We start from the raw sequence: 21518 nt of genomic DNA, 5'->3' as shown, positions 1-21518 counted from the left end.
GCGCATCAACCAGCAGTAGTCCCACCCCGGGGGGGGGGGGGGGGGGGCGCCCCCCCCCCCCCCCCCCGGGGGGGGGGGGGGGGGGGGGCCCCCCCCCCCCCCCCACCGGGGTGGGACTACTGCTGGTTGATGCGCTCGGCGATGACCTTGTCGGCCTCTTCGCCGGCCTTCTGCGGGTCCTCGCCCTTCAGGACCTTGGTCATGTAGCCCTTGATCGGGTTGGGCTCGGTCTCGACGTTGGCCCAGCCACCGGTGATCGGGGTGATGTGACCGACCTCGGCGACCTTGACCATGGCCTCGGCGAAGGAGCCGGCCTCCGGCTGGACCTGCGCGGACGGGTCGACGGGGATGATGCCGCCCTTGTTGGCGGTGCCGTACGACTCCAGCTGCTTCTTGTTGGTGACGAAGGCCAGCCACTCCTTCGCGAGCTCCTGGTTCTTGGAGCGCTCGGCGACGGCGAGGTTGGAGCCGCCGAAGAAGACGGAGCCCGGCTTGTCGGCCGTCTTGCCCGGGATCGGGAAGTAGCCGAAGTCGGCCTTCTTGCCGGCCTTCTCGATGGCGGCGATCGCGCCGCCGGCCTCCCAGCCGAGACCGATCCAGGAGGAGACGCCGCCCTTGGGGACGATGTCGACGGACTGCTGCGGGGTCGCCTCGTCCTTGTCCTTCGGAGCGGTCGAGAAGGACTGCAGCTCCTTGTAGAAGTTCATGGCGGCGGCGGCCTGCGGGGTGGCCAGGCCACCCTTCCACTTGTCGCCGTCCTTGACCGCGAGCTCGCCGCCCTCGTCCCACAGGAAGCCGGCGAAGACGTACCAGCTCTGGCCGGGCAGGTAGAGGGGCTGCGACTTCGGGTCGGCGGCCTTGAGCTTCTTCAGGCCGTTCACCCACTCGTCGCGGGTCTTCGGCGGGGTGACGCCGGCCTTCTTGAAGGCGGCCTTGTCGTAGATCACGACGCGGCTGGCGGCCCACCACGGAGCGGCGTAGAGCTTGCCGTCCAGCTCGGCCGAGGGCAGCATGCCCTTGCTCCAGTTGTTGTAACCGAGCTTGTCCTTCTCACCCGTGAGGTCGGCGAGGCCGCCGGTGACGGCGTAGCCGGTGGTCTGGGTGTTGCCGAGCTCCAGGACGTCCGGCGGGGTGTCCTCGGAGAGGGCCGTGGTGACCTTGGTCTGGATGTCGGTCCACTGCTGGACCTCGACGTTGACCTTGACGCCGGGGTGGGCGGCCTCGAACTCCTTGTTGACGCCGTCGATCCACTCCTTGGGAGCGGAACCGTCCATGACCCAGACGGTGAGCGACTTGTTGCCGCCCTCGGCCTTGTCCTTGTCGCCACCGCTGTCGGAACCACCACACGCAGCGATGGAGACCATCATGCCCGCGACGCCGATCGCCGCGATGAGCTTGCGCTTCACGCCACCCTCCTCAGGGATGCCTGCAACCCCTGCCCACCGCGCGAAGACATACGTCAGGTAATGCTCGTGGGGCTGGGACCTGGTCTTTAATGGTTTAGACCAGTACCCGGAGCTTGGCCTAGACCTTTGGGGGTGTCAAGGGTGTATAAGAAGGGCAGTCGCGTCCGTTATCGGACCGACACCTGAGGGAGGCCGACGACCCGTGACCGGTCCGTGCCACCATGTGAGCCGCGACAGACGGAGGAGCCGGTGACGGCAGCAGCACAGTCGGGAAGGCAGGCCATGGCCACGGAGGCGGGCAGCACGGAATCAGAGGGCGGGGCGGCGACCCGCACCGCGCGCGTGCCCAAGTACTACCGGCTGAAAAGGCACCTCCTCGACATGACGGAGACCCTTCCGCCCGGCACCCCCGTGCCGCCGGAGCGGACGCTCGCGGCCGAGTTCGACACCTCGCGCACCACCGTGCGCCAGGCCCTCCAGGAGCTGGTCGTCGAGGGCCGGCTGGAGCGCATCCAGGGCAAGGGCACCTTCGTGGCGAAGCCCAAGGTCTCCCAGTCCCTCCAACTGACCTCGTACACCGAGGACATGCGCGCCCAGGGCCTCGAACCCACCTCGCAGCTCCTCGACATCGGGTACGTGACCGCCGACGACACCCTCGCCGGACTGCTCGACATCACGGCCGGCGGCCGGGTGCTGCGCATCGAGCGCCTCCGCCTCGCCAACGGCGAGCCGATGGCCATCGAGACCACCCACCTTTCGGCCAAGCGCTTCCCCGCGCTGCGCCGTTCGCTCGTCAAGTACACCTCGCTCTACACCGCCCTCGCCGAGGTCTACGACGTCCACCTCGCCGAGGCCGAGGAGACCATCGAGACCTCCCTCGCCACCCCGCGCGAGGCCGGACTGCTCGGCACCGACGTCGGCCTGCCGATGCTGATGCTCTCCCGCCACTCGCTGGACGCCCAGGGCGAACCGGTGGAATGGGTGCGCTCGGTCTACCGCGGCGACCGCTACAAGTTCGTCGCCCGCCTCCAGCGCCCCAACGGCTGAAAATCGATCTGAACCCGTACCCCGGCACATCCGTGTGATGTGTCGGGGTACGCCGTTTCCCGGGGCGCGGTTCGACGCCGAGACCCGCCCGATACACGTCCGTTATTCGGACGAGGGTTCCCAGGAAGTGAGCGGTCCCCTACATTTCCTCGGCATTAACCGGTGATCAGTGAGGGGACGCACTCGCCATGACAGAAACCACGACCGGGAAACAACCGGTCATCACACCCGCCAGGATCGTCATAGCGCTCTGTCTGGCGGCGCCGTTCGTGGCGATGCTCTGGGTCGGTTCCTACTCGAAGACCGAACCCCTCTTCGCGGGAATCCCGTTCTTCTACTGGTACCAGATGCTCTGGGTGCTGGTGTCGACCGCGCTCACGATGATCGCGTACAAGCTGTGGCAGCGCGACCAGCGCGCCCGCAAGGGGGGTGACGCGCGATGAAGGACGGCGTCAACGGCGTCGCGCTCGCCGTCTTCGTGTTCTTCTTCCTGGCCGTCACGGTCATGGGCTTCCTCGCCTCCAAGTGGCGCAGGGCCGAGAACGAGAACAGCCTCGACGAATGGGGCCTCGGCGGCCGGTCCTTCGGCACCTGGGTCACCTGGTTCCTGCTCGGCGGCGACCTCTACACCGCGTACACCTTCGTCGCCGTCCCGGCGGCCATCTACGCGGCGGGCGCGGCCGGCTTCTTCGCCGTCCCGTACACCATCCTGGTCTACCCGCTGATCTTCACCTTCCTGCCGCGCCTCTGGTCGGTCTCGCACCGGCACGGCTACGTCACCACCTCCGACTTCGTGCGCGGCCGGTTCGGCTCCAAGGGCCTCTCGCTCGCCGTGGCCCTCACCGGCATCCTCGCCACCATGCCGTACATCGCGCTCCAGCTCGTCGGCATCCAGGCCGTCCTGGACGTGATGGGCGTCGGCGGCGGCGAGACCACCCACTGGTTCATCAAGGACCTGCCGCTGCTGATCGCCTTCGGCGTGCTCGCCGCGTACACGTACTCCTCGGGCCTGCGCGCCCCCGCGCTCATCGCGTTCGTCAAGGACACCCTGATCTACCTCGTCATCGCCGTGGCGATCATCTACATCCCGATCAAGCTCGGCGGCTTCGACGAGATCTTCGCCAAGGCCGGCGAGGCGTACGCGACGGTCAACCCGGCCACCGACAAGCCGCGCGGCTCCCTGGTGCCGGGCGAGGCGAGCCAGTGGACGTACGCGACGCTCGCGCTCGGCTCGGCGCTCGCGCTCTTCATGTACCCGCACTCGATCACGGCGACCCTGTCGTCGAAGAGCCGCGAGGTCATCCGCCGCAACACCACGATCCTGCCGCTGTACTCGCTGATGCTGGGCCTGCTCGCGCTGCTCGGCTTCATGGCGATCGCCGCCGGCATCAAGGTGAGCAACGGCCAGCTCGCCATCCCGCAGCTCTTCGAGAACATGTTCCCCGACTGGTTCGCGGGCGTCGCGTTCGCCGCCATCGGCATCGGCGCGCTCGTCCCCGCCGCGATCATGTCGATCGCCGCGGCCAACCTCTTCACCCGCAACATCTACAAGGACTTCATCAAGAAGGACGCCACCCCCGAGCAGGAGACCAAGGTCTCCAAGGTGGTCTCGCTGCTGGTGAAGGTCGGCGCGCTCGCCTTCGTCCTCACCATGGACAAGACGGTCGCCATCAACTTCCAGCTCCTCGGCGGCATCTGGATCCTCCAGACCTTCCCGGCCCTCGTCGGCGGTCTGTTCACCAACTGGTTCCACCGCTGGGCGCTGCTCGCCGGCTGGGCCGTCGGCATGGTCTACGGCACCGCCGCCGCGTACGGCGTCGCCAGCCCGACCCAGAAGCACTTCGGCGGCTCCTCCGCCGAGATCCCCGGCATCGGCGAGATCGGCTACATCGGCCTCACCGCCTTCGTCCTCAACCTCGTCGTCACGGTCGTCCTCACCTTCGTCCTCCGGGCCCTCAAGGCCCCCCAGGGCGTCGACGAGACCTCCCCGTCGGACTACACGGCCGACGCCGGCGACGCCGGGGTCAGCACCGAGCTCCCGAAGGTGGGGGCCGGCACCCACTGATCCGGCGGTACGCGGACGGTGGCGAGGGCCCGGGGGCGGAAAACCCCGGGTCCTCGCCCGTTCCTGCGGGCAGACTGCCCGCCATGGACTTCACGATCAGGGCCGTACGGCCCGAGGAGTACGAGGAACTCGGCGAGATCACCGCCCGTGCCTACCTCGACGACGGACACCTCACCTTCGGCGAGGACGACCCCTATCTGCCGGTGATGAAGGACGTGGCCCGGCGGGTCGCCGAGGCGGAGGTGCTGGTCGCCGTCGACGCCGACGGCCGGCTGCTCGGCGGGGTGACCTTCACCGCCGGCGGTGGCGCGTACGCGGACGTCGCCGGGCCCGGCGAGGCCGAATTCCGGCTCCTGGCCGTCGCCCGCGCCGCGCGCGGCCGGGGCGTCGGCGAGGCGCTCGTCCGGGCCTGCGTCGAACGGGCCCGGGCCCTCGACGGCTGCACCCGGATGCTGCTCTCCACCCAGGACCGGATGGCGGAGGCCCACCGGATCTACGAGCGGGTCGGCTTCACCCGGCTCCCCGAACGGGACTGGAGCCCCGTTCCGGAGCTGTCGCCGCTGCTCGTCCTCGCCCTGGACCTCTGACCGCACCGACGTCCGGCGACACAACATGTGGGGGGTGCCGCGATCGGCGCCCCCCACATGTATGCTCGTGCTCGCTGTCGACGCAGGGGAATCCGGTGCGAATCCGGAACTGTCCCGCAACGGTGTGCTTCGTGCGCTTTCCTCACTTCCGCACGGGCGAGTCCGAGCACCTGCGCGCGGTGCGCCCGGTCCGACCGTTCCGGGCGCCGACGACGTCCGGGCCTCGCGGAATGGGCCGGTGGACGCGGGCGCTTCCGCGCGTGCGCACGCCCGCCCTCCCCCGCCGCTGCCCCGGGCCGAGCGAGGGAGAGCCCCCACGTGACCATCGCGCCTGCGGGTCCGTCAGCCACCGAGGCCGCCACGAGCGAGAGCGACGGCCCCGGAACCGTATTGCTGCGGACCCTGACCGACCTCACCGCCGACCTCACCGACACCGACCCCGGCCGGGTCGCCGCCGCCGCGCTGCGCGGCCGGCACGCCGGATCGGACGAGGCGGAGCTGCGCGAACTGGCCACCGAGGCCGCCGCCGGACTCATCTCCGAGGACCCCGCCTACTCCCGGCTCGCCGCCCGCCTGCTCACCCTCACCATCGCCGAGGAGGCCGCCGGACAGGGCGCCGTCTCCTTCTCCGCCTCGGTCGCCACCGGCCACCGCGAGGGCCTGATCGCCGACCGCACCGCCGCCCTCGTCGCCCGGCACGCCGCGCGGATGGACGCGCTGATCGACCCGGCCGCCGACGACCGCTTCGGCTACTTCGGCCTGCGGACGCTGTACTCCCGCTACCTGCTGCGCCACCCGCTCACCCGCAAGGTCATCGAGACCCCGCAGCACTTCATGCTCCGGGTCGCCGCCGGCCTCGCCGAGGACGACTCGGACCGCGCCCTGGACGAGGTCGCGGCGCTGTACGGGCTGATGAGCCGGCTGGACTACCTGCCGTCCTCCCCCACGCTCTTCAACTCCGGCACCCGCCACCCGCAGATGTCCTCCTGCTACCTGCTGGACTCCCCGCAGGACGAGCTGGACTCCATCTACGACCGCTACCACCAGGTCGCGCGCCTGTCGAAGCACGCCGGCGGCATCGGCCTGTCGTACTCCCGCATCCGCTCGCGCGGTTCGCTGATCCGCGGCACCAACGGGCACTCCAACGGCATCGTGCCCTTCCTGAAGACGCTGGACGCCTCGGTCGCCGCCGTCAACCAGGGCGGCCGGCGCAAGGGCGCCGCCGCCGTCTACCTGGAGACCTGGCACGCCGACATCGAGGAGTTCCTGGAGCTCCGCGACAACACCGGCGAGGACGCCCGCCGCACCCACAACCTGAACCTCGCCCACTGGATCCCGGACGAGTTCATGCGCCGGGTGAACGCGGACGCCGAGTGGTCGCTCTTCTCCCCCGCCGACGTGCCCGAGCTGGTCGACCTGTGGGGCGAGGAGTTCGACGCCGCCTACCGCGCCGCCGAGGCGAAGGGCCTGGCCCGCCGGACCATCCCGGCCCGCGACCTGTACGGCCGGATGATGCGGACCCTCGCCCAGACCGGCAACGGCTGGATGACCTTCAAGGACGCCTCCAACCGCACCGCCAACCAGACCGCCGAGCCCGGCACCGTCGTCCACTCCTCCAACCTCTGCACCGAGATCATCGAGGTCACCAACGACGGCGAGACGGCCGTCTGCAACCTCGGCTCGATCAACCTCGGCGCCTTCGTCCACCCCGAGATCGGGGGCATCGACTGGGCCCGCCTGGACGACACGGTCCGCACCGCCGTCACCTTCCTCGACCGGGTCGTCGACATCAACTTCTACCCGACCGAGCAGGCCGGGAACTCCAACGCGAAGTGGCGCCCCGTGGGCCTCGGCGCGATGGGCCTCCAGGACGTCTTCTTCAAGCTGCGGCTGCCCTTCGACTCCGCCGAGGCGAAGGCACTGTCCACGAGGATCGCCGAGCGGATCATGCTCGCCGCGTACGAGGCGTCCGCCGACCTCGCCGAGCGCAACGGCCCGCTGCCGGCCTGGGAGCGGACCCGCACCGCGCGGGGCGTGCTCCACCCCGACCACTACGACGTCGAGCTGAACTGGCCGGAGCGCTGGGCGGCGCTGCGCGAGCGGATCGCCGCCGTCGGCATGCGCAACAGCCTGCTGCTCGCCATCGCGCCGACGGCGACCATCGCGTCGATCGCCGGCGTGTACGAGTGCATCGAGCCGCAGGTCTCCAACCTGTTCAAGCGCGAGACGCTGTCCGGCGAGTTCCTGCAGGTCAACACGTACCTGGTGGACGAGCTGAAGCGGCTCGGCGTGTGGGACGCGCAGACCCGGGAGGCGCTGCGCGAGGCCAACGGCTCGGTGCAGGGCTTCGGCTGGGTGCCGGCCGAGGTGCGCGAGCTGTACCGCACGGCCTGGGAGATCCCGCAGCGCGGCCTCATCGACATGGCGGCGGCCCGCACCCCGTTCCTGGACCAGTCGCAGTCCCTGAACCTGTTCATGGAGACGCCGACCATCGGCAAGCTGTCGTCGATGTACGCGTACGCCTGGAAGCAGGGCCTGAAGACGACGTACTACCTGCGCTCCCGCCCGGCGACCCGGATCGCCCGCGCCGCGTCGGCGTCCGCCGCCACCCCGATCCCCGTCCAGCAGGCGGCCCCCGACGCGGACGCCGTCGCCTGCTCCCTCGAAAACCCCGAGTCCTGCGAGGCATGCCAGTGACCACCCGTACGAACAACCTCCTCGACCCGGGCTTCGAGCTGACGCTCCGCCCGATGCGCTACCCGGACTTCTACGAGCGCTACCGGGACGCCATCAAGAACACCTGGACCGTCGAGGAGGTCGACCTCCACTCGGACGTCGCCGACCTCGCCAAGCTCACCCCCGGCGAGCAGCACATGATCGGCCGGCTCGTCGCGTTCTTCGCGACCGGCGACTCGATCGTGGCGAACAACCTGGTGCTGACGCTCTACAAGCACATCAACTCCCCCGAGGCGCGGCTCTACCTCTCCCGCCAGCTCTTCGAGGAGGCCGTGCACGTCCAGTTCTACCTGACCCTGCTGGACACCTACCTGCCCGACCCGGACGACCGCGCGGCGGCCTTCGCGGCCGTCGAGAACATCCCGTCGATCCGCGAGAAGGCGCAGTTCTGCTTCCGGTGGATGGACTCGGTCGAGAAGATCGACCGCCTGGAGACGCGGGAGGACCGCCGCCGCTTCCTCCTCAACCTGATCTGCTTCGCCGCCTGCATCGAGGGCCTGTTCTTCTACGGCGCCTTCGCGTACGTCTACTGGTTCCGCTCGCGCGGCCTGCTGCACGGCCTGGCGACGGGCACCAACTGGGTGTTCCGCGACGAGACCATGCACATGAACTTCGCGTTCGAGGTCGTGGACACGGTCCGCAAGGAGGAGCCGGAGCTCTTCGACGACGAGCTGCGGCAGCAGGTCACGGACATGCTGCGGGAGGCGGTCGAGGCGGAGCTCCAGTTCGGCCGCGACCTGTGCGGCGACGGCCTGCCCGGCATGAACACCGAGTCGATGCGCGAGTACCTCCAGTGCGTCGCCGACCAGCGCCTGGTCCGCCTCGGCTTCGCCCCGGTCTACGGCTCGGAGAACCCGTTCTCCTTCATGGAGCTCCAGGGCGTCCAGGAACTCACCAACTTCTTCGAACGCCGCCCCTCCGCCTACCAGGTGGCGGTCGAGGGCACGGTCGACCTGGACGAGGACTTCTGACCTCGCAGGTGGGGGGCGGCCGGTCTCAGCCGACCGCCCCCCACCGCACGGCCGCCACGACGCCCAGCAGCACCGCCGGCACCACCCACGGCCAGCCCATCACCCGCCGCACGGACGGCGCCAGCCACAGCGCCACCACGGCCCCGGCCGCACCGACGGCGATCGCCCCGGCCAGCTCGATCCCGGCGTAGGCGTCGTCGTCCCACACCCCGGACGGCCGGATCGTCACCGCGAGCCGGCAGAAGTACCCCGCCACCAGCGTGAGCAGCCCCACCGGCACGGCGAACACGACCCGCAGCCACCGGCGGTCGTCGTCGGGCGTCACGCGTCAGTCGTTGGGGACGACCGGGTAGCGGGGGGTGCCTTCTTCCATCTGGCGGAGGGCGTCCTTGCGGTCGCGCTTGGAGAGCTTGTCGATGTACAGGAAGCCGTACAGGTGGTCCGTCTCGTGCTGGAGGCAGCGGGCGAAGTAGCCGGTGCCGCGGACCTTGATGGGGTTGCCGTGCAGGTCCTGGCCGTGGACCTCGGCGTAGTCGGGGCGGGCCAGGGCCGCGTAGGCGGTGGGGACCGAGAGGCAGCCCTCGTTGGAGTCGTCGAGGTGGCGGCGGTCGGCCGGGAGGTCCTGGAGCACTGGGTTGACCACGTGGCCGGTGTGGCGGACGCCCTCGTCGTCGGGGCAGTCGTAGACGAAGACCTTCAGGCCGACGCCGATCTGGTTGGCGGCGAGGCCGACGCCCTCCGCGGTCTTCTGGCTGGCGAACATGTCGTCGACCAGGGCCGCGAGTTCGGGGCCGAACTCGGTGACGTCCTTGCACTCGTGGTGCAGCACCGGGTTGCCGACGACCGTGATCGGGCGGGAGGTGCCCCGCTCGCGGTGGGCGAGCTCACGCGCCTCGCAGTCCTCGGTGTCCACGATGTAGCCGTCGTCGTCCAGGGCGTAGCCCGTGAAGATCTGCTCGCCCGTCTCCTGCTGCGCCATGTGCCGCCGCGCCTTCCTGAAAACCCGATTCCGTCGGGGACAGCCTACGGGGCCGGGGCGGAAGGCTCAGCAGACCTCTTCGAGATCGCGCCATTCCCGGCTGTCGGGGCTGTCGGCGACCCAGCCGTCGAGGAGGCCGCGGACCAGGTCGGCGGGGGCGGCGATGCCGCACTCGCGCTCGGGCACCCACAGCTCGCCGGGCGAGCGGTGGCCGAGCGGCCCGGGGTGGCCGGGCTCGCTGTGGTCGTGCGGGTCGACGTGGTCGCCCTCGCCCTCGGCGCTGGGCATGGTCGACTCGGAGCAGGCGCGGCACAGCAGCCGTACCGACGACGACCAGTCCTCGGCGGCGAAGCCGGCCTCGGCGGCCAGCTGCTCCAGGGCGTCCCGGTCGTCCTCGGTGGCGGCCTCCAGGAGGACGACCCAGGTGGGGACGGGGGACGGCGCCCACAGCTCGATCTCGTCGAAGACCGGGTAGGAGGGGCCGGCGCTGGTGGTCCGCTCGCCGTTGGGCACGCCGTCGTGGAGGACGACCTCGCCCCAGCGGCGGCCGGAGGACGGCAGCGGGATGGAGAGGACCTCGATGCGGGCCGGGTCGAGCCGGCGGCCCCAGACGACCTCGGCCTCGCCCTCGGGCGAGAGGCGGACGGCGGCGCTGCCGAGCTCCATCCCGGCGGGCTCGCCGGTGGCGGAGGATGCGCCGGGGACCTTCAGCCCGTACGCCTGCCAGGCGCGGCGGGCCAGCGGCCAGTCCTGGAGGGCGGTGGCGGCGATGCCGACGTTCCACCAGTCGGGGGCGCCGGTCTCCTTGTCGAGCAGGGCCACGGCCCGCAGTCCGGCGGCCCGCGCCTGCTCCCAGTCGTGCCGGAACTTGTGCAGCAGCGCCAGGTTGAACCAGGACTCGGAGAGCCAGGGCTCCAGATCGGCCGCCCGGGTGAGCAGCGCGCCCGCGTCCTCGTACCGGCCGTCGCCGATCAGCGTGAACGCGCGGTCGGTGGCCTGCCGCCACGAGGCGGAGGGCCGATGCCGTACCTTCCCGAAGATCCTCACGATTCCCGCCTGCCCGGTCGCTTCACCCTCTTGTTCGCATCCAACCATGCCGGGTCGGACGCGCGCTCATTACCCATGGGTTACCCCGTGGGGACCGAGGTCACCCCCGGCGTTCCGCCGCGGGCCAGGACCCGGGCGAGGCAGGCGACGACGTCGGGGTGGTAGTCGCGGGCGGTGCCGAGGCGCAGGCGCTCCAGGGCTTCCAGGGCGGTGGCGGCGCCCTCCCCCGCGAGGTCGTCGTAGGCGTTGACGGCGCGGACGATCCGGGCGGCGGGCGGTTGTTCGCGGTACGGGTCGGCCTGCCGCTCGACGATCTGGGCGACGGCCGCGGGGACGCCGGTCATGCGGACGACCTCGCCGCCGAGCAGCGCGATCCGGCGCTGCTCGGCGGCGGGCAGGAGGGCGGTGGCGCCGCCGGCGACGGGGTCGACGAGGGACAGCTGCCCGATGTCGTGCATGAGGGCGGCGTACTCCAGGACGGTCAGCTCTGACCCGCCGAGGCCCAGCTCGCGGCCGACGGCGGTGGAGAGGGCGGCGACCCGGCGGGCGTGGCCGGGCGGGGTGCAGCCGGCGATCTCGGTCGCCCGGGCGAGGGAGGTGATGGTCTGCCGGTTGACGGTGCGGATGGCCTCGTACCGCCGGAGGGAGACCTGGGTGAGCAGGAGCGGGACGGCGAGTACGGGCAGCGCCCAGAGCCCGGCGGCGCCGACGCCGAGGGCCATGACGACGCCGGTGGCGCAGACGGCGGAGCCGATGCCGAGGAGGGCGCGCAGTTCGTCGCGGAGGAGGGGGCCGTACGGGTAGGCGGTGCGGGCGCGGAGCAGCAGCGCGGCGAGTACGGCGTCGCAGAGGCCGGTGAGGCCGAGGACGAGGAGCAGGAAGAGGGCGTAGGCGGCGCCGAGGCCGAGTCGTCCGGTGACGGTGCCGGAGTTGTAGAGGGGCTGGAAGCAGAGGGCGGCGAAGCCGACGGTGAGGACCCGGCGGGCGAGGTGGTCGAGGCCGGGGCCGTGTCCGCGGGCGACGTGCGGGACGATCCCGGCGAGGCCGCCGGCGCAGGCGACGGCGACGACCTGGAGGACGCCGTGGGTGGTGGCGGCGCCGGCGTCGTCGCCGAGGAGGGCGTACGCGAGGGCTCCGGCGGCGGCGAGCGGAGCGGGTTCGCGTTCGCCGGGGTGGGCGCCGCGGCGGGCCAGTTCGCCGAGGGCGACGAGGGCGCCGAAGGCGAGGGCGTTGCCGGGTTCGGCGACGCCGTGCCAGAGGGTGTGGGCGAGGCCGGCGGCGCCGAGGAGGAGGGCGGCGCCGTGGACGGCGCCGACGGTGACCGCCCCGGGTCTCATGCGGGCTCCTGGGTCTTGGCGGTGCGCGGGCCGGGGGTGCGGGGTCCGGGGACCTGGGTGCCGGGTTCGTCGGCGGTGACGGCGGTCTGCCGGCCGTCCCGGGCGAGGGCGCGGACGAGCGCGTCGACCATCCGGGGGTCGAACTGGGTGCCGGCGCAGCGGCGGAGTTCGGCGAGGGCGGTGGCGACGGGCCGGGCGCGGCTGTAGGTGCGGGTGGAGGTCATGGCGTCGAAGGCGTCGGCGACGGCGACGACGCGGGCGCATTCGGGGATCTCGTCGCCGCGGAGCCCGTAGGGGTAGCCGCTGCCGTCGATCCGTTCGTGGTGGTGGAGGACGGCTTCGCGGGCCTCGCCGAGGAAGCCGATGCCGCGGATCATCTCGTGGCCGTACTCGGGGTGGAGTTCGATGATCCGGCGCTCCTCGGGGGTGAGCGGGCCGTCCTTGCGGAGGACGCGGGTGGGGACGCCGAGCTTGCCGACGTCGTGGAGGATGCCGGCGAAGCGGACGGTGTCGAGGCGGTCGCCGTCCATGCCGAGTTCGCGGGCGATGAGGACGGAGGCGTGGCCGACGCGTTCGCTGTGGCCGCGGGTGTAGCTGTCCTTGATGTCGACGGCCTGGACGAGGGCGCGGATGGTGGCCTGGTGGGCGGCGCGTTCGCGGTGGTACTGGGCGAAGACCCAGCAGGAGAGGTACATGGGGAGGAGGACGAGGAGGGCGGCGGCGGGGCCGTGGGCGCTGCGCCAGAGGACGCCCATCATGAGTCCGGCGAGGCCGTGGACGAGGTGGGGGGCGAGGGCCCGGCCGAGGAGGCCGCGCCAGGCGGCGCGGAGCGGGAGGCCGTCGGCGGTGGCGCGGATGCCGCCGTCGAGGGCGGTGAGGGCGAGGCAGAAGACGAGGGACGCCGCGAGGGCGGGGAGTAACGCGAGGGGCAGGTCGGGGGCGCCGGGGCCGAGGGCGGCGGGGGCGCCGAGGGCAGCGGCGGTGTGGGCGGCGGCCCAGGCGGCGAGGGCGGTGGCGGCGGCGCGCCAGGTGCGGCGCCAGCCGGCGGGGGGTTCGCCGACGCGGGCGAGGAGGCCGCCGGGGAGGGCGGCGAGGGCGGCGGCGGCCGGGGGCAGCAGCAGGGCGGCGGCGAGCAGGACGGGGAAGAAAGACCCGGCGCCCACGGGGACGGAGCCGCCGGGGGCGCGGCCGAGGAGGCGGCAGCGGGCGGGCAGCTCGCAGAGCGCGTACAGGGCGGCGAGGAGTCCGGCCGTCGCCCAGGGGGTGGGAGACGGGGGGAGGAGTGCGGGCAGGGCGCACGCTCCGGCGCCGAGGGCGGCGCAGACGATGTACGCGCGGGCCGTTCGCGGGAGGGGCTTCACGACCGTCACGCGGTCACGCTAGCGAGGACGGCGGCCGCGGGAGGCGGGCCCTCGTCGATTCCTCCCAACGGGTGATACAAGCTGACGGGTGCACGGGCGAAGGCCCGCACACCCGTCCGAGGTCATTCCTGGGCGGCCGGTGTCTGCGGCGCCGGGCTCTCCGCCGCGGCGTCCTGCTCGGGCACCAGGTGCCCGGCGCGGATCAGCTCGATCCGGCCCATGACCTTGGCGCGCAGGTCGGTGGGGACGTCGTCGCTGCCGCAGCAGCGCTTGACGAGCTTCTTCACCGCCTGCTCCAGGCCGTACTTCTCCAGGCAGGGGGAGCACTCCTCGAAGTGCACCTCGAACTTGGTGCACTCACCGTCCGGCATCTCCCGGTCGAGGAACTCGTAGAGATGGTCGAGGACTTCCGAGCAGTCCGTCTCGTGCGGGTCTCCGCAGCTCATGAGTCCGCGCCTTTCAGATCCTTGGACGACTCTCCGGCGCCGGCGGGGACGAGGCCGCGCTCGCGGGCGTAGTCCTCGAGCATGCCGCGGAGCTGGCGGCGGCCCCGGTGCAGGCGGGACATCACCGTACCGATGGGGGTCCCCATGATGTCGGCGATCTCCTTGTAGGCAAAGCCCTCGACGTCCGCGAGATAGACCGCGATGCGGAACTCCTCGGGGATCGCCTGCAGCGCTTCCTTCACGTCCGAGTCGGGGAGGTGGTCGAGCGCCTGCGACTCGGCGGAGCGCAGACCGGTCGACATGTGCGACTCGGCGCGGGCTAGCTGCCAGTCCTCGATCTCCTCGGCGGCGCTGCGCTGGGGCTCGCGCTGCTTCTTGCGGTACGAGTTGATGAAGGTGTTGGTGAGGATGCGGTACAGCCAGGCCTTGAGGTTGGTGCCCTCGCGGAACTGGTGGAAGGAGCCGTACGCCTTCGCGTAGGTCTCCTGCACCAGGTCCTCGGCGTCCGCGGGGTTGCGCGTCATCCGCAGCGCGGCCGAGTACATCTGGTCGAGGTAGCCGAGGGCGTCCCGCTCGAAGCGCGCGTTGCGCTCCTCGGTCGTCTCCTCGGGGCCGTCGTCGGTCCCTGTGTCGGTCCCAGTGACCGGACCCACCTCCTCCAGCGCGGTGACGGGGCCGGTGCCGGACCCGCTCGTCTCGGAGGATAGACGAGGATCGGCTCCGCCCGCCGCCCGAATCGGGACGGCCTTGGGGGCGGGCAGCACGGTCCAGTCGAGCTCGGCGGACCTGGCCCGCTCCGGGCAGATGGTCGAACCCATGCGACGGACTCCCTCTCTCGCTTCTCTCACCGACGCTCACCACAACAGCGGCCCCTGCGCGTGCATTCCCGGGCCGGGAGCGGGTGTCAGGACAGGGCGGCGAGCCAGTCGGTGACACCCGCCACGACGCGTTCGACGGTCTCGTCCTGGCCGGCCGGCGCCCGCTTGGCGACGGCGAAGCCGTGGTCGCCGTACGGGATCTCCACGAGTTCGTACGTCCCTCCGGCCGGGAACTCGTCCGGCCGTCCGAAGGGGTCGTTGCCGCCCTGGACGACGAGCGTCGGGAGGCCGGTGCCGAGGAGTTCCGCCGCGCGGGAGCTCTCGGGCCTGCCCGGCGGGTGCAGCGGGAAGCTGAGCGCGAGGACGGCGGCGGCGCCGAGCTCCGCGCCGGTCCGGCAGGCGACCCGGGCCCCGGCGCTGCGCCCGCCCGCGACGACCGGGAGGCCCGGCGCGGCGAGGGCCGGCCACACCCCGCGCCAGCCGGTGTCGAGGGTCTTCGGCGCGGGCGCGACCTTCTTGCCGGCGACCCGCCAGGGCTGCTCGACCAGGGCGACGGTGACGCCGTGGGCGGGCAGCGCGGCGGCGAGCGCGGCCAGATCGCGGGCCTCGATGCCGCCGCCGGCGCCGTGGCCGAGGGCGAGGACGCGGCGGGGCCGGGGGGCGGGGTGCCAGGTGATACGGGCGTCACCGGCGTCGGTGGGCACGGTCTCGGTCTTCGTCACGTCCCCATCCTGCCGTCCCCGTCCGCGCCGGGCGGCGTTCAGAACAGCGTGCCGACCTCGGGTCCGGCCAGTTCTGCAAGGAGTTCGGGGCCGTTGTTGCGGACGTTGCTGACGGCGGTGGAGACCGGGTAGGCCCGCATCAGGCCCCCGGGCGGCGGGGCGAGCAGGGCGCGCAGCTCGTCGAGGCCGGTGGTGGCCGGGTCCAGCCAGGCGTCCCAGCGGTCCTCGGTGAGCATCAGCGGCATCCGGGGGTGGATCTCGGCGAGCGAGCCGGGGCCCTCGGCGGGCGCCACGCCGAGCGGGCCGGTCTCCGCCTCGGTGGTGATCACGGAGCAGGTGGCCCACCAGGCGTCCGGGTGCTCGGCCGGCAGCGCGGGGTCGCGCCAGAACTCGTACAGCCCGGCCATCGCGAAGACGGAGCCGTCCGCCGGGGTCACGAAGTACGGCTGCTTCCGGGGCCGCTTCCGCTTCCCCTCGACCTCCAGGTCGCGCTCGGCTGCGCCGGTCACCCACTCGTAATAGCCGTCGGCGGGCAGGATGCAGCGGCGGGCCTGGAAGGCGCGCTTGAAGGACGGCTTCTCGTGCAGCGTCTCGGCTCGGGCGTTGATCATCCGGGCGGCGCCCTCCGGCGACTTCGACCAGGACGGGACCAGTCCCCACTTCAGGGCGCGCAGCTGGCGAACCGGGCGGCGCGTCTCCGCGTCTTTCACAGGGCGTTCGAGGACCGCGTAGACCTCCTTGGTGGGGGCCACGTTCCAGTCCTGCTCCAGGGTCTCCTCCGGCTCCCACTTCTCGATCCCGAAGACGTCCACGAGGTCCTCGGGCCGCCGGCTCGCCGCATAACGTCCGCACATACGTGCCACACTGCCACGATCCCCGAGCCAGAGAGGAGCGTTCCGGAGGATGGACCTCTTCAGCCCGCAGGCCGCCCCGGCGGAGTGGCTGGTGATCGCCACCGGCGTCGCCGCGCTCGCCGTCACCGTGCCCCGGCGGATCTGGCTGGTCGCGCGGAACGCGATCACCATCGCCCACGAGGGCGGTCACGCCCTGGTCGCCCTCGCCTGCCGCCGCCGGCTGATGGCGATACGGCTCCACTCCGACACCAGCGGCCTCACCGTCACCCGGGGCCGCCCGACCGGCCTCGGCGTCGTCCTGACCCTCGCCGCCGGCTACACGGCGGCCCCGCTGCTCGGCCTCGGCGGGGCGGCGCTGCTCGGCGCCGGCCGGGTCGCGGTGCTGCTGTGGGCGGCGACCGCGCTGCTGCTCGCCGTGCTGGTCATGGTCCGCAACGCGTACGGGATCCTCTCCGTGCTCCTCACCGGCACGCTCTTCGTCCTGGTGTCGTGGCTGGCGGCCCCGGAGGTCCAGGCGCTCTTCGCGTACGCGGTCGTGTGGTTCCTGCTCCTCGGCGGGGTGCGGCCGCCCTTCGAGCTCCAGGCGAAGCGCCGGCACGGCGGGGCCCCGGACTCGGACGCCGACCAGCTGTCCCGGCTCACCCACGTGCCCGCCGGCGTGTGGCTGGCCTTCTTCCACACGGTCTCCCTCAGCTGCCTGATCGGCGGTGCCACCTGGCTTCTGGGCCGCTGACCCCCCGTACAGTGAGGGCATGACCGCAGCTTCCCCCGCGCACCCCGATCCGTCGCCGTCCACCGCCCCCGCCGAGCCGGACCTCTGGCCCGCCCCGTACGCGAGCGGCCCCGTGGACGCGACCGTGACCGTGCCCGGTTCGAAGTCGGTCACCAACCGCGCCCTGGTGCTCGCCGCGCTCGCCGCCGAGCCCGGCTGGGTGCGCCGCCCGCTCCGCTCCCGCGACACCCTCCTGATGGCCGAGGGCCTGCGCACCCTGGGAGTGAAGATCGAGGAGGGCGTGGGCCCGGACGGCACCGGCGAGGCGTGGCGGATCATCCCCGCCCCGCTGCGCGGCCCCGCCACGATCGACGTCGGCAACGCCGGCACCGTCATGCGCTTCCTGCCGCCGGTCGCCGCCCTCGCCGACGGCCCGGTCCGCTTCGACGGCGACCCCCGCTCCCACGAGCGCCCGCTGCACGGGGTGATCGACGCGCTGCGCGCGCTCGGCGCCCGGATCGACGACGAGGGCCGCGGCGCCCTCCCGATGACCGTGCACGGCTCCGGCGGCCTGGACGGCGGGACCGTCGAGATCGACGCGTCCTCGTCCTCCCAGTTCGTCAGCGCCCTGCTGCTCTCCGGCGCCCGCTTCAACCAGGGCGTCGAGGTCCGGCACGTCGGCGGCCGGCTGCCGTCGATGCCGCACATCCGGATGACCGTGGACATGCTCCGCGCGGTGGGCGCCAAGGTCGACGAGCCGGAGCACGGCGGCGAGCCGGACGTGTGGCGGGTCGCCGCGTCGGCGCTGCGCGGCCGGGACCTGGTCATCGAGCCGGACCTGTCGAACGCGCAGCCGTTCCTGGCCGCCGCGCTGGTCACCGGCGGGCGGGTGACCGTCCCCGACTGGCCGGCCCGCACCACCCAGCCGGGTGACGAGCTGCGCCGGATCTTCACCGAGATGGGCGGCTCCTGCGAGCTCACCGACGCCGGGCTCACCTTCACCGGCACCGGCCGGATCCACGGCATCGACGTGGACCTGGGCGAGGTCGGCGAGCTGACCCCCGGCATCGCGGCGGTCGCCGCCCTGGCCGACTCCCCCTCCACCCTGCGCGGCGTGGCCCACCTGCGGCTGCACGAGACCGACCGGCTGGCGGCCCTCACCCGGGAGATCAACGGCCTCGGCGGCGACGTCACCGAGACCGAGGACGGCCTCCACATCCGCCCGCGCCCGCTGCGCGGCGGCGTCTTCCACACGTACCACGACCACCGGATGGCGACCGCGGGCGCCATCATCGGCCTCGCGGTGAAGGACGTGCGGATCGAGGACGTGGCGACCACGGCGAAGACCTTGCCGGACTTCCCGGGGATGTGGACCGAAATGCTCGGAGCCTGAACCATGCGGCACTACGGCAAGCGCACCGACGAGGACGACATCCGCCAGCGCCCCAACCGCAAGGGCACCCGGCCGCGGACCAGCATCCGCCCCAAGCACGAGGACGCCGTCGAGGGCATGGTCCTCACCGTGGACCGCGGCCGGCTGACCTGCCTGGTCGACGACCGGACCGTGCTCGCGATGAAGGCCCGCGAGCTGGGCCGCAAGGCGGCCGTGGTCGGCGACCGGGTCTCGCTGGTGGGCGACCTGTCGGGCGAGAAGGACACGCTGGCCCGGATCGTCCGGATCGGGGAGCGCAGCTCGGTGCTGCGCCGCACGGCCGACGACGACGACCCGTACGAGCGGGTGGTGGTGGCCAACGCCGACCAGCTCGCCATCGTCACCGCGCTCGCCGACCCCGAGCCGCGCCCGCGGCTGATCGACCGCTGCCTGGTGGCGGCGTACGACGGCGGTCTGGAGCCGTTCCTGGTGATGACCAAGTCGGACCTGGCGCCGCCGGAGAAGCTGCTGGAGCTGTACGGCGACCTGGACATCCCGCACGTGGTGGTGAACCGCGAGGAGCTGTACGACGGCGGTGCGGCGGACCGGGTCCGGGAGCACCTGGACGGCCGGGTGACGGCCTTCGTCGGGCACTCCGGCGTCGGCAAGACGACGCTGGTCAACGCGCTGGTGCCGGAGGGGAAGCGGCGGATCACCGGGCACGTGAACGCGGTGACCGGCCGCGGCCGGCACACCACCACCTCGGCGCTGGCGCTGCCGCTGGACGCGGTGGACGGCTGGGTCATCGACACGCCGGGCGTGCGGTCGTTCGGCCTGCACCACGTGGATCCGTCCCGGGTCATCCACGCCTTCCCCGACCTGGAGCCGGGCACGGAGAACTGCCCGCGCGCGTGCAGCCACGACGAGCCGGAGTGCGCCCTGGACGCCTGGGTGGCGGAGGGGCACGCCGATCCGGCGCGGCTGTACTCGCTGCGGCGGCTGCTCTCCACCCGGGAGCGCCGCGAGGGCGACTGAGCCGCCGCCCCCGGCCGGCCGGGTTTACGGCCGCTCCCAGACCGGTAAGGACATAACCGCACAAGTGCGGCTGATCCGGACCGGGTGGGAGGCGGGGACGATGGCGTGGCTGCTGGTGGTGGTCGCGGGGCTCCTGGAGACGGGCTTCGCGGTCTGCCTGAAGCTCTCGCACGGTTTCACCCGGCTCTGGCCGACGATCGCCTTCGCCTGTTTCGCCCTGGGCAGCTTCGGGCTGCTGACGCTCGCCCTGAAGAAGCTGGACGTGGGCCCGGCGTACGCGGTGTGGACGGGGATCGGGGCGGCCGGCACCGCCATCTACGGCATGGTGTTCCTCGGCGACCTGGTCTCCACGCTCAAGATCGTCTCGATCACCTTCGTCATCGTGGGGGTCATCGGCCTCCAGCTGTCCGGCTCGGCGCACTGACCCTCCGGCGGCAGCGCCGGGGCGACGACGTGGCTGACGGCGAGCCGCAGGACCAGCTCGCAGCCGGCCGCCCACCGCTCCCCCGCGCAGCGCGCGCCCGCCGCGAGGAGCTCCCCCGGCGCCGGCGCCCCGGCGTCCGCCCGCCGCTGGGCGGGTACGGGGGCGGGCGGGGCGCCCGGCCGGACCGGGCGGGGGCGGGGCAGTCCCTCGGTCCAGGCGCCGGTGAGCAGCGAGCGGAGTATCGGCCGGTCGCCGGCCCGGGCGACGGTCCACTCGGCGAGGGCGGCGAGGTCGCGGGCGGAGGGTTCGGGGGCGGCGAGCAGCCGGCGGACGCCGTCGAGGTAGGCGTCGGCCTCGTGCCGGACGAGGGCCCGGGCCAGCCCCTCCTTGCTGCCGAACTCGTTGTAGAGGGTCTGCCGGGAGACCCGGGCGGCGCGGGCGAGGTCGGCCATCCGGACGGCGGACCAGGGGTGCCGGGCCAGGGCTGCCAGGGCGGCGTCGAGCAGGGCCTCGCGGGCGGTCGGCATGGGCGCCTCCGGTCCGGTCGGTGGTCCCCCAGCGTCGGCAGGGGCGGGGGCGCTGTCAAGGGCACGGGGGCCGGGGGCGAGACGGTTCGCCGGGCGGTGCGGGGGCGGCGCTAGAGTGCCGGGCATGGCCGATTACCACGATGACCTGCGTCTTGCCCATGCCCTCGCGGATGCCGCCGACGCGGCCACCATGGCCCGCTTCCGGGCGCTGGACCTCAAGGTCGAGACGAAGCCGGACATGACGCCGGTGAGCGAGGCGGACCGGGCCGCCGAGGAGCTGATCCGCGCGGAGCTCCAGAAGGAGCGGCCCGGGGACGCGATCCTGGGCGAGGAGTACGGCGTGGAGGGCACCGGCCCGCGCCGCTGGGTGATCGACCCGATCGACGGCACCAAGAACTACGTGCGCGGGGTGCCGGTGTGGGCGACCCTGATCGCGCTGATGGAGGAGGGCGAGGACGGCTTCCAGCCGGTGGTCGGCGTGGTGTCGGCGCCGGCGCTGGGCCGCCGCTGGTGGGCGGCGAAGGGCCTGGGCGCCTTCGCGGGCACCGGGCTGGACGAGGGGACCCGGATCGGCGTGTCCGGGGTGGCGTCGCTGGCCGACGCCTCGTTCGCGTATTCGTCGCTGAGCGGCTGGGAGGAGCGCGGCAGGCTCGACGCCTTCCTGGACCTCACGCGCGCGTGCTGGCGGACCCGGGCGTACGGCGACTTCTGGCCGTACATGATGGTCGCCGAGGGCACGGTGGACCTGTGCGCGGAGCCGGAGCTGTCGCTGTGGGACATGGCGGCGGTGGCGATCGTGGTGCAGGAGGCCGGCGGCGCGTACACCGGCCTGGACGGGCGGCCCGGCCCGCACAGCGGGAACGCGGCGGCCTCGAACGGTCTGCTCCACGCGGAACTGCTGGGGCGCCTGGGGCACGCGGCGGCGCCGGACGCCTGAGCGCGCCCCCGCCCGCCCCCGGGGGCGCCCCGCGCGCCCCCTTGTCGGCCCCCTCCCCCGGTGCGAGTCTGAGACTCCCCCGCTTGTGCGCTTGTGAATCGCCTCACGTGGGCGGTTCCGAGGAGGTGGCTCCAT

At 72.8% G+C, this 21518-nt stretch carries 22 protein-coding genes and 1 riboswitch; of the genes, 11 read left to right on the top strand and 11 right to left on the bottom strand.

From position 1 onward, the window contains the following. Positions 1-116 precede the first annotated feature (116 nt). Positions 117-1406 carry an extracellular solute-binding protein gene (locus ACFVQZ_RS19830; RefSeq protein WP_030492709.1) on the bottom strand — a complete coding sequence of 430 codons (1290 nt, stop codon included), beginning with the start codon at positions 1404-1406 and terminating at the stop codon, positions 117-119. 282 nt (positions 1407-1688) lie between these two features. On the opposite strand from ACFVQZ_RS19830, the gene ACFVQZ_RS19825 reads away from it, so the two are divergent. From ACFVQZ_RS19825 to ACFVQZ_RS19800, 6 genes are all read left to right on the top strand, one after another. Further along, entirely contained in the window at positions 1689-2453 is a 765-nt protein-coding gene (locus ACFVQZ_RS19825; RefSeq protein WP_030492710.1) for a GntR family transcriptional regulator, read from the top strand. A 188-nt stretch (positions 2454-2641) separates the two neighbouring features. Next, the gene (locus ACFVQZ_RS19820; RefSeq protein WP_383624315.1) at positions 2642-2896 is read left to right on the top strand and encodes a DUF3311 domain-containing protein; all 255 of its coding nucleotides are present in this window, start codon (positions 2642-2644) and stop codon (positions 2894-2896) included. Next, positions 2893-4518: a monocarboxylate uptake permease MctP gene (gene mctP / locus ACFVQZ_RS19815; protein WP_030492712.1), complete on the top strand. Its 1626-nt coding sequence runs from the start codon at positions 2893-2895 to the stop codon at positions 4516-4518. The genes ACFVQZ_RS19820 and mctP overlap by 4 nt, the downstream gene beginning before the upstream one ends. An 83-nt stretch (positions 4519-4601) precedes the next feature. Continuing rightward, complete coding sequence (locus ACFVQZ_RS19810; RefSeq protein WP_030492713.1) at positions 4602-5105, top strand: GNAT family N-acetyltransferase; 504 nt, start codon at positions 4602-4604, stop codon at positions 5103-5105. A 54-nt stretch (positions 5106-5159) separates the two neighbouring features. Next, a riboswitch (cobalamin riboswitch) is annotated at positions 5160-5298 on the top strand. 125 nt (positions 5299-5423) lie between these two features. Beyond that, positions 5424-7802, top strand: coding sequence for a ribonucleoside-diphosphate reductase subunit alpha (locus ACFVQZ_RS19805; protein WP_383624312.1), 2379 nt, complete (start codon positions 5424-5426; stop codon positions 7800-7802). After that, positions 7793-8812: a ribonucleotide-diphosphate reductase subunit beta gene (locus ACFVQZ_RS19800; protein WP_030492715.1), complete on the top strand. Its 1020-nt coding sequence runs from the start codon at positions 7793-7795 to the stop codon at positions 8810-8812. The genes ACFVQZ_RS19805 and ACFVQZ_RS19800 overlap by 10 nt, the downstream gene beginning before the upstream one ends. 25 nt (positions 8813-8837) lie before the next feature. Here ACFVQZ_RS19800 and ACFVQZ_RS19795 read toward each other — a convergent pair whose 3' ends face one another. The 9 genes from ACFVQZ_RS19795 to ACFVQZ_RS19755 all read right to left on the bottom strand — a co-directional run bounded on the left by ACFVQZ_RS19795 (position 8838) and on the right by ACFVQZ_RS19755 (position 16376). After that, entirely contained in the window at positions 8838-9137 is a 300-nt protein-coding gene (locus ACFVQZ_RS19795) for a hypothetical protein (RefSeq protein ID WP_383624309.1), read from the bottom strand. Between the two features lie 3 nt (positions 9138-9140). Continuing rightward, entirely contained in the window at positions 9141-9791 is a 651-nt protein-coding gene (def, locus tag ACFVQZ_RS19790; RefSeq protein ID WP_030492719.1) for a peptide deformylase, read from the bottom strand. 66 nt (positions 9792-9857) lie between these two features. Further along, complete coding sequence (locus tag ACFVQZ_RS19785; RefSeq protein ID WP_030492720.1) at positions 9858-10838, bottom strand: hypothetical protein; 981 nt, start codon at positions 10836-10838, stop codon at positions 9858-9860. A gap of 80 nt (positions 10839-10918) precedes the next feature. Then, complete coding sequence (locus tag ACFVQZ_RS19780) at positions 10919-12175, bottom strand: HD-GYP domain-containing protein (RefSeq protein WP_383624305.1); 1257 nt, start codon at positions 12173-12175, stop codon at positions 10919-10921. Further along, the gene (locus ACFVQZ_RS19775; RefSeq protein ID WP_383624581.1) at positions 12172-13536 is read right to left on the bottom strand and encodes an HD-GYP domain-containing protein; all 1365 of its coding nucleotides are present in this window, start codon (positions 13534-13536) and stop codon (positions 12172-12174) included. The genes ACFVQZ_RS19780 and ACFVQZ_RS19775 overlap by 4 nt, the downstream gene beginning before the upstream one ends. Before the next feature lie 122 nt (positions 13537-13658). Continuing rightward, positions 13659-13982, bottom strand: a complete 324-nt coding sequence (gene rsrA / locus ACFVQZ_RS19770) for a mycothiol system anti-sigma-R factor (protein WP_383624303.1) — start codon at positions 13980-13982, stop codon at positions 13659-13661. Further along, entirely contained in the window at positions 13979-14635 is a 657-nt protein-coding gene (locus ACFVQZ_RS19765; RefSeq protein WP_030492724.1) for a sigma-70 family RNA polymerase sigma factor, read from the bottom strand. The genes rsrA and ACFVQZ_RS19765 overlap by 4 nt, the downstream gene beginning before the upstream one ends. 251 nt (positions 14636-14886) lie before the next feature. After that, a complete protein-coding gene (locus ACFVQZ_RS19760) occupies positions 14887-15522 on the bottom strand; it encodes an alpha/beta family hydrolase (protein ID WP_383624301.1) in 636 nt (211 codons plus the stop codon). 38 nt (positions 15523-15560) lie between these two features. After that, the gene (locus tag ACFVQZ_RS19755) at positions 15561-16376 is read right to left on the bottom strand and encodes an SOS response-associated peptidase (protein ID WP_030492726.1); all 816 of its coding nucleotides are present in this window, start codon (positions 16374-16376) and stop codon (positions 15561-15563) included. A 49-nt stretch (positions 16377-16425) separates the two neighbouring features. On the opposite strand from ACFVQZ_RS19755, the gene ACFVQZ_RS19750 reads away from it, so the two are divergent. From ACFVQZ_RS19750 to ACFVQZ_RS19735, 4 genes are all read left to right on the top strand, one after another. After that, entirely contained in the window at positions 16426-17109 is a 684-nt protein-coding gene (locus ACFVQZ_RS19750) for a M50 family metallopeptidase (protein ID WP_030492727.1), read from the top strand. Positions 17110-17128: 19 nt separating this feature from the next. Next, positions 17129-18481: a 3-phosphoshikimate 1-carboxyvinyltransferase gene (gene aroA, locus ACFVQZ_RS19745; protein WP_383624297.1), complete on the top strand. Its 1353-nt coding sequence runs from the start codon at positions 17129-17131 to the stop codon at positions 18479-18481. 3 nt (positions 18482-18484) lie between these two features. Beyond that, complete coding sequence (gene rsgA, locus ACFVQZ_RS19740) at positions 18485-19495, top strand: ribosome small subunit-dependent GTPase A (protein WP_383624295.1); 1011 nt, start codon at positions 18485-18487, stop codon at positions 19493-19495. 100 nt (positions 19496-19595) lie between these two features. Then, positions 19596-19919 carry a multidrug efflux SMR transporter gene (locus tag ACFVQZ_RS19735; RefSeq protein WP_030492730.1) on the top strand — a complete coding sequence of 108 codons (324 nt, stop codon included), beginning with the start codon at positions 19596-19598 and terminating at the stop codon, positions 19917-19919. On the opposite strand, the gene ACFVQZ_RS19730 is transcribed toward ACFVQZ_RS19735, so the two are convergent. Next, on the bottom strand, positions 19811-20446 hold the full coding sequence (locus ACFVQZ_RS19730) for a TetR/AcrR family transcriptional regulator (RefSeq protein WP_383624292.1): 636 nt from the start codon (positions 20444-20446) through the stop codon (positions 19811-19813). The genes ACFVQZ_RS19735 and ACFVQZ_RS19730 overlap by 109 nt on opposite strands. 124 nt (positions 20447-20570) lie before the next feature. On the opposite strand from ACFVQZ_RS19730, the gene hisN reads away from it, so the two are divergent. After that, positions 20571-21383 carry a histidinol-phosphatase gene (gene hisN / locus ACFVQZ_RS19725; RefSeq protein ID WP_383624289.1) on the top strand — a complete coding sequence of 271 codons (813 nt, stop codon included), beginning with the start codon at positions 20571-20573 and terminating at the stop codon, positions 21381-21383. The last annotated feature ends 135 nt before the right edge of the window (positions 21384-21518 follow it).

This window comes from Streptomyces sp. NPDC057854, assembly GCF_042797055.1.
GTDB lineage: Bacteria > Actinomycetota > Actinomycetes > Streptomycetales > Streptomycetaceae > Streptomyces.
The sequence above is the reverse complement of the archived record's forward strand: the minus strand, read 5'-3'. Positions and strand labels throughout refer to the sequence as shown.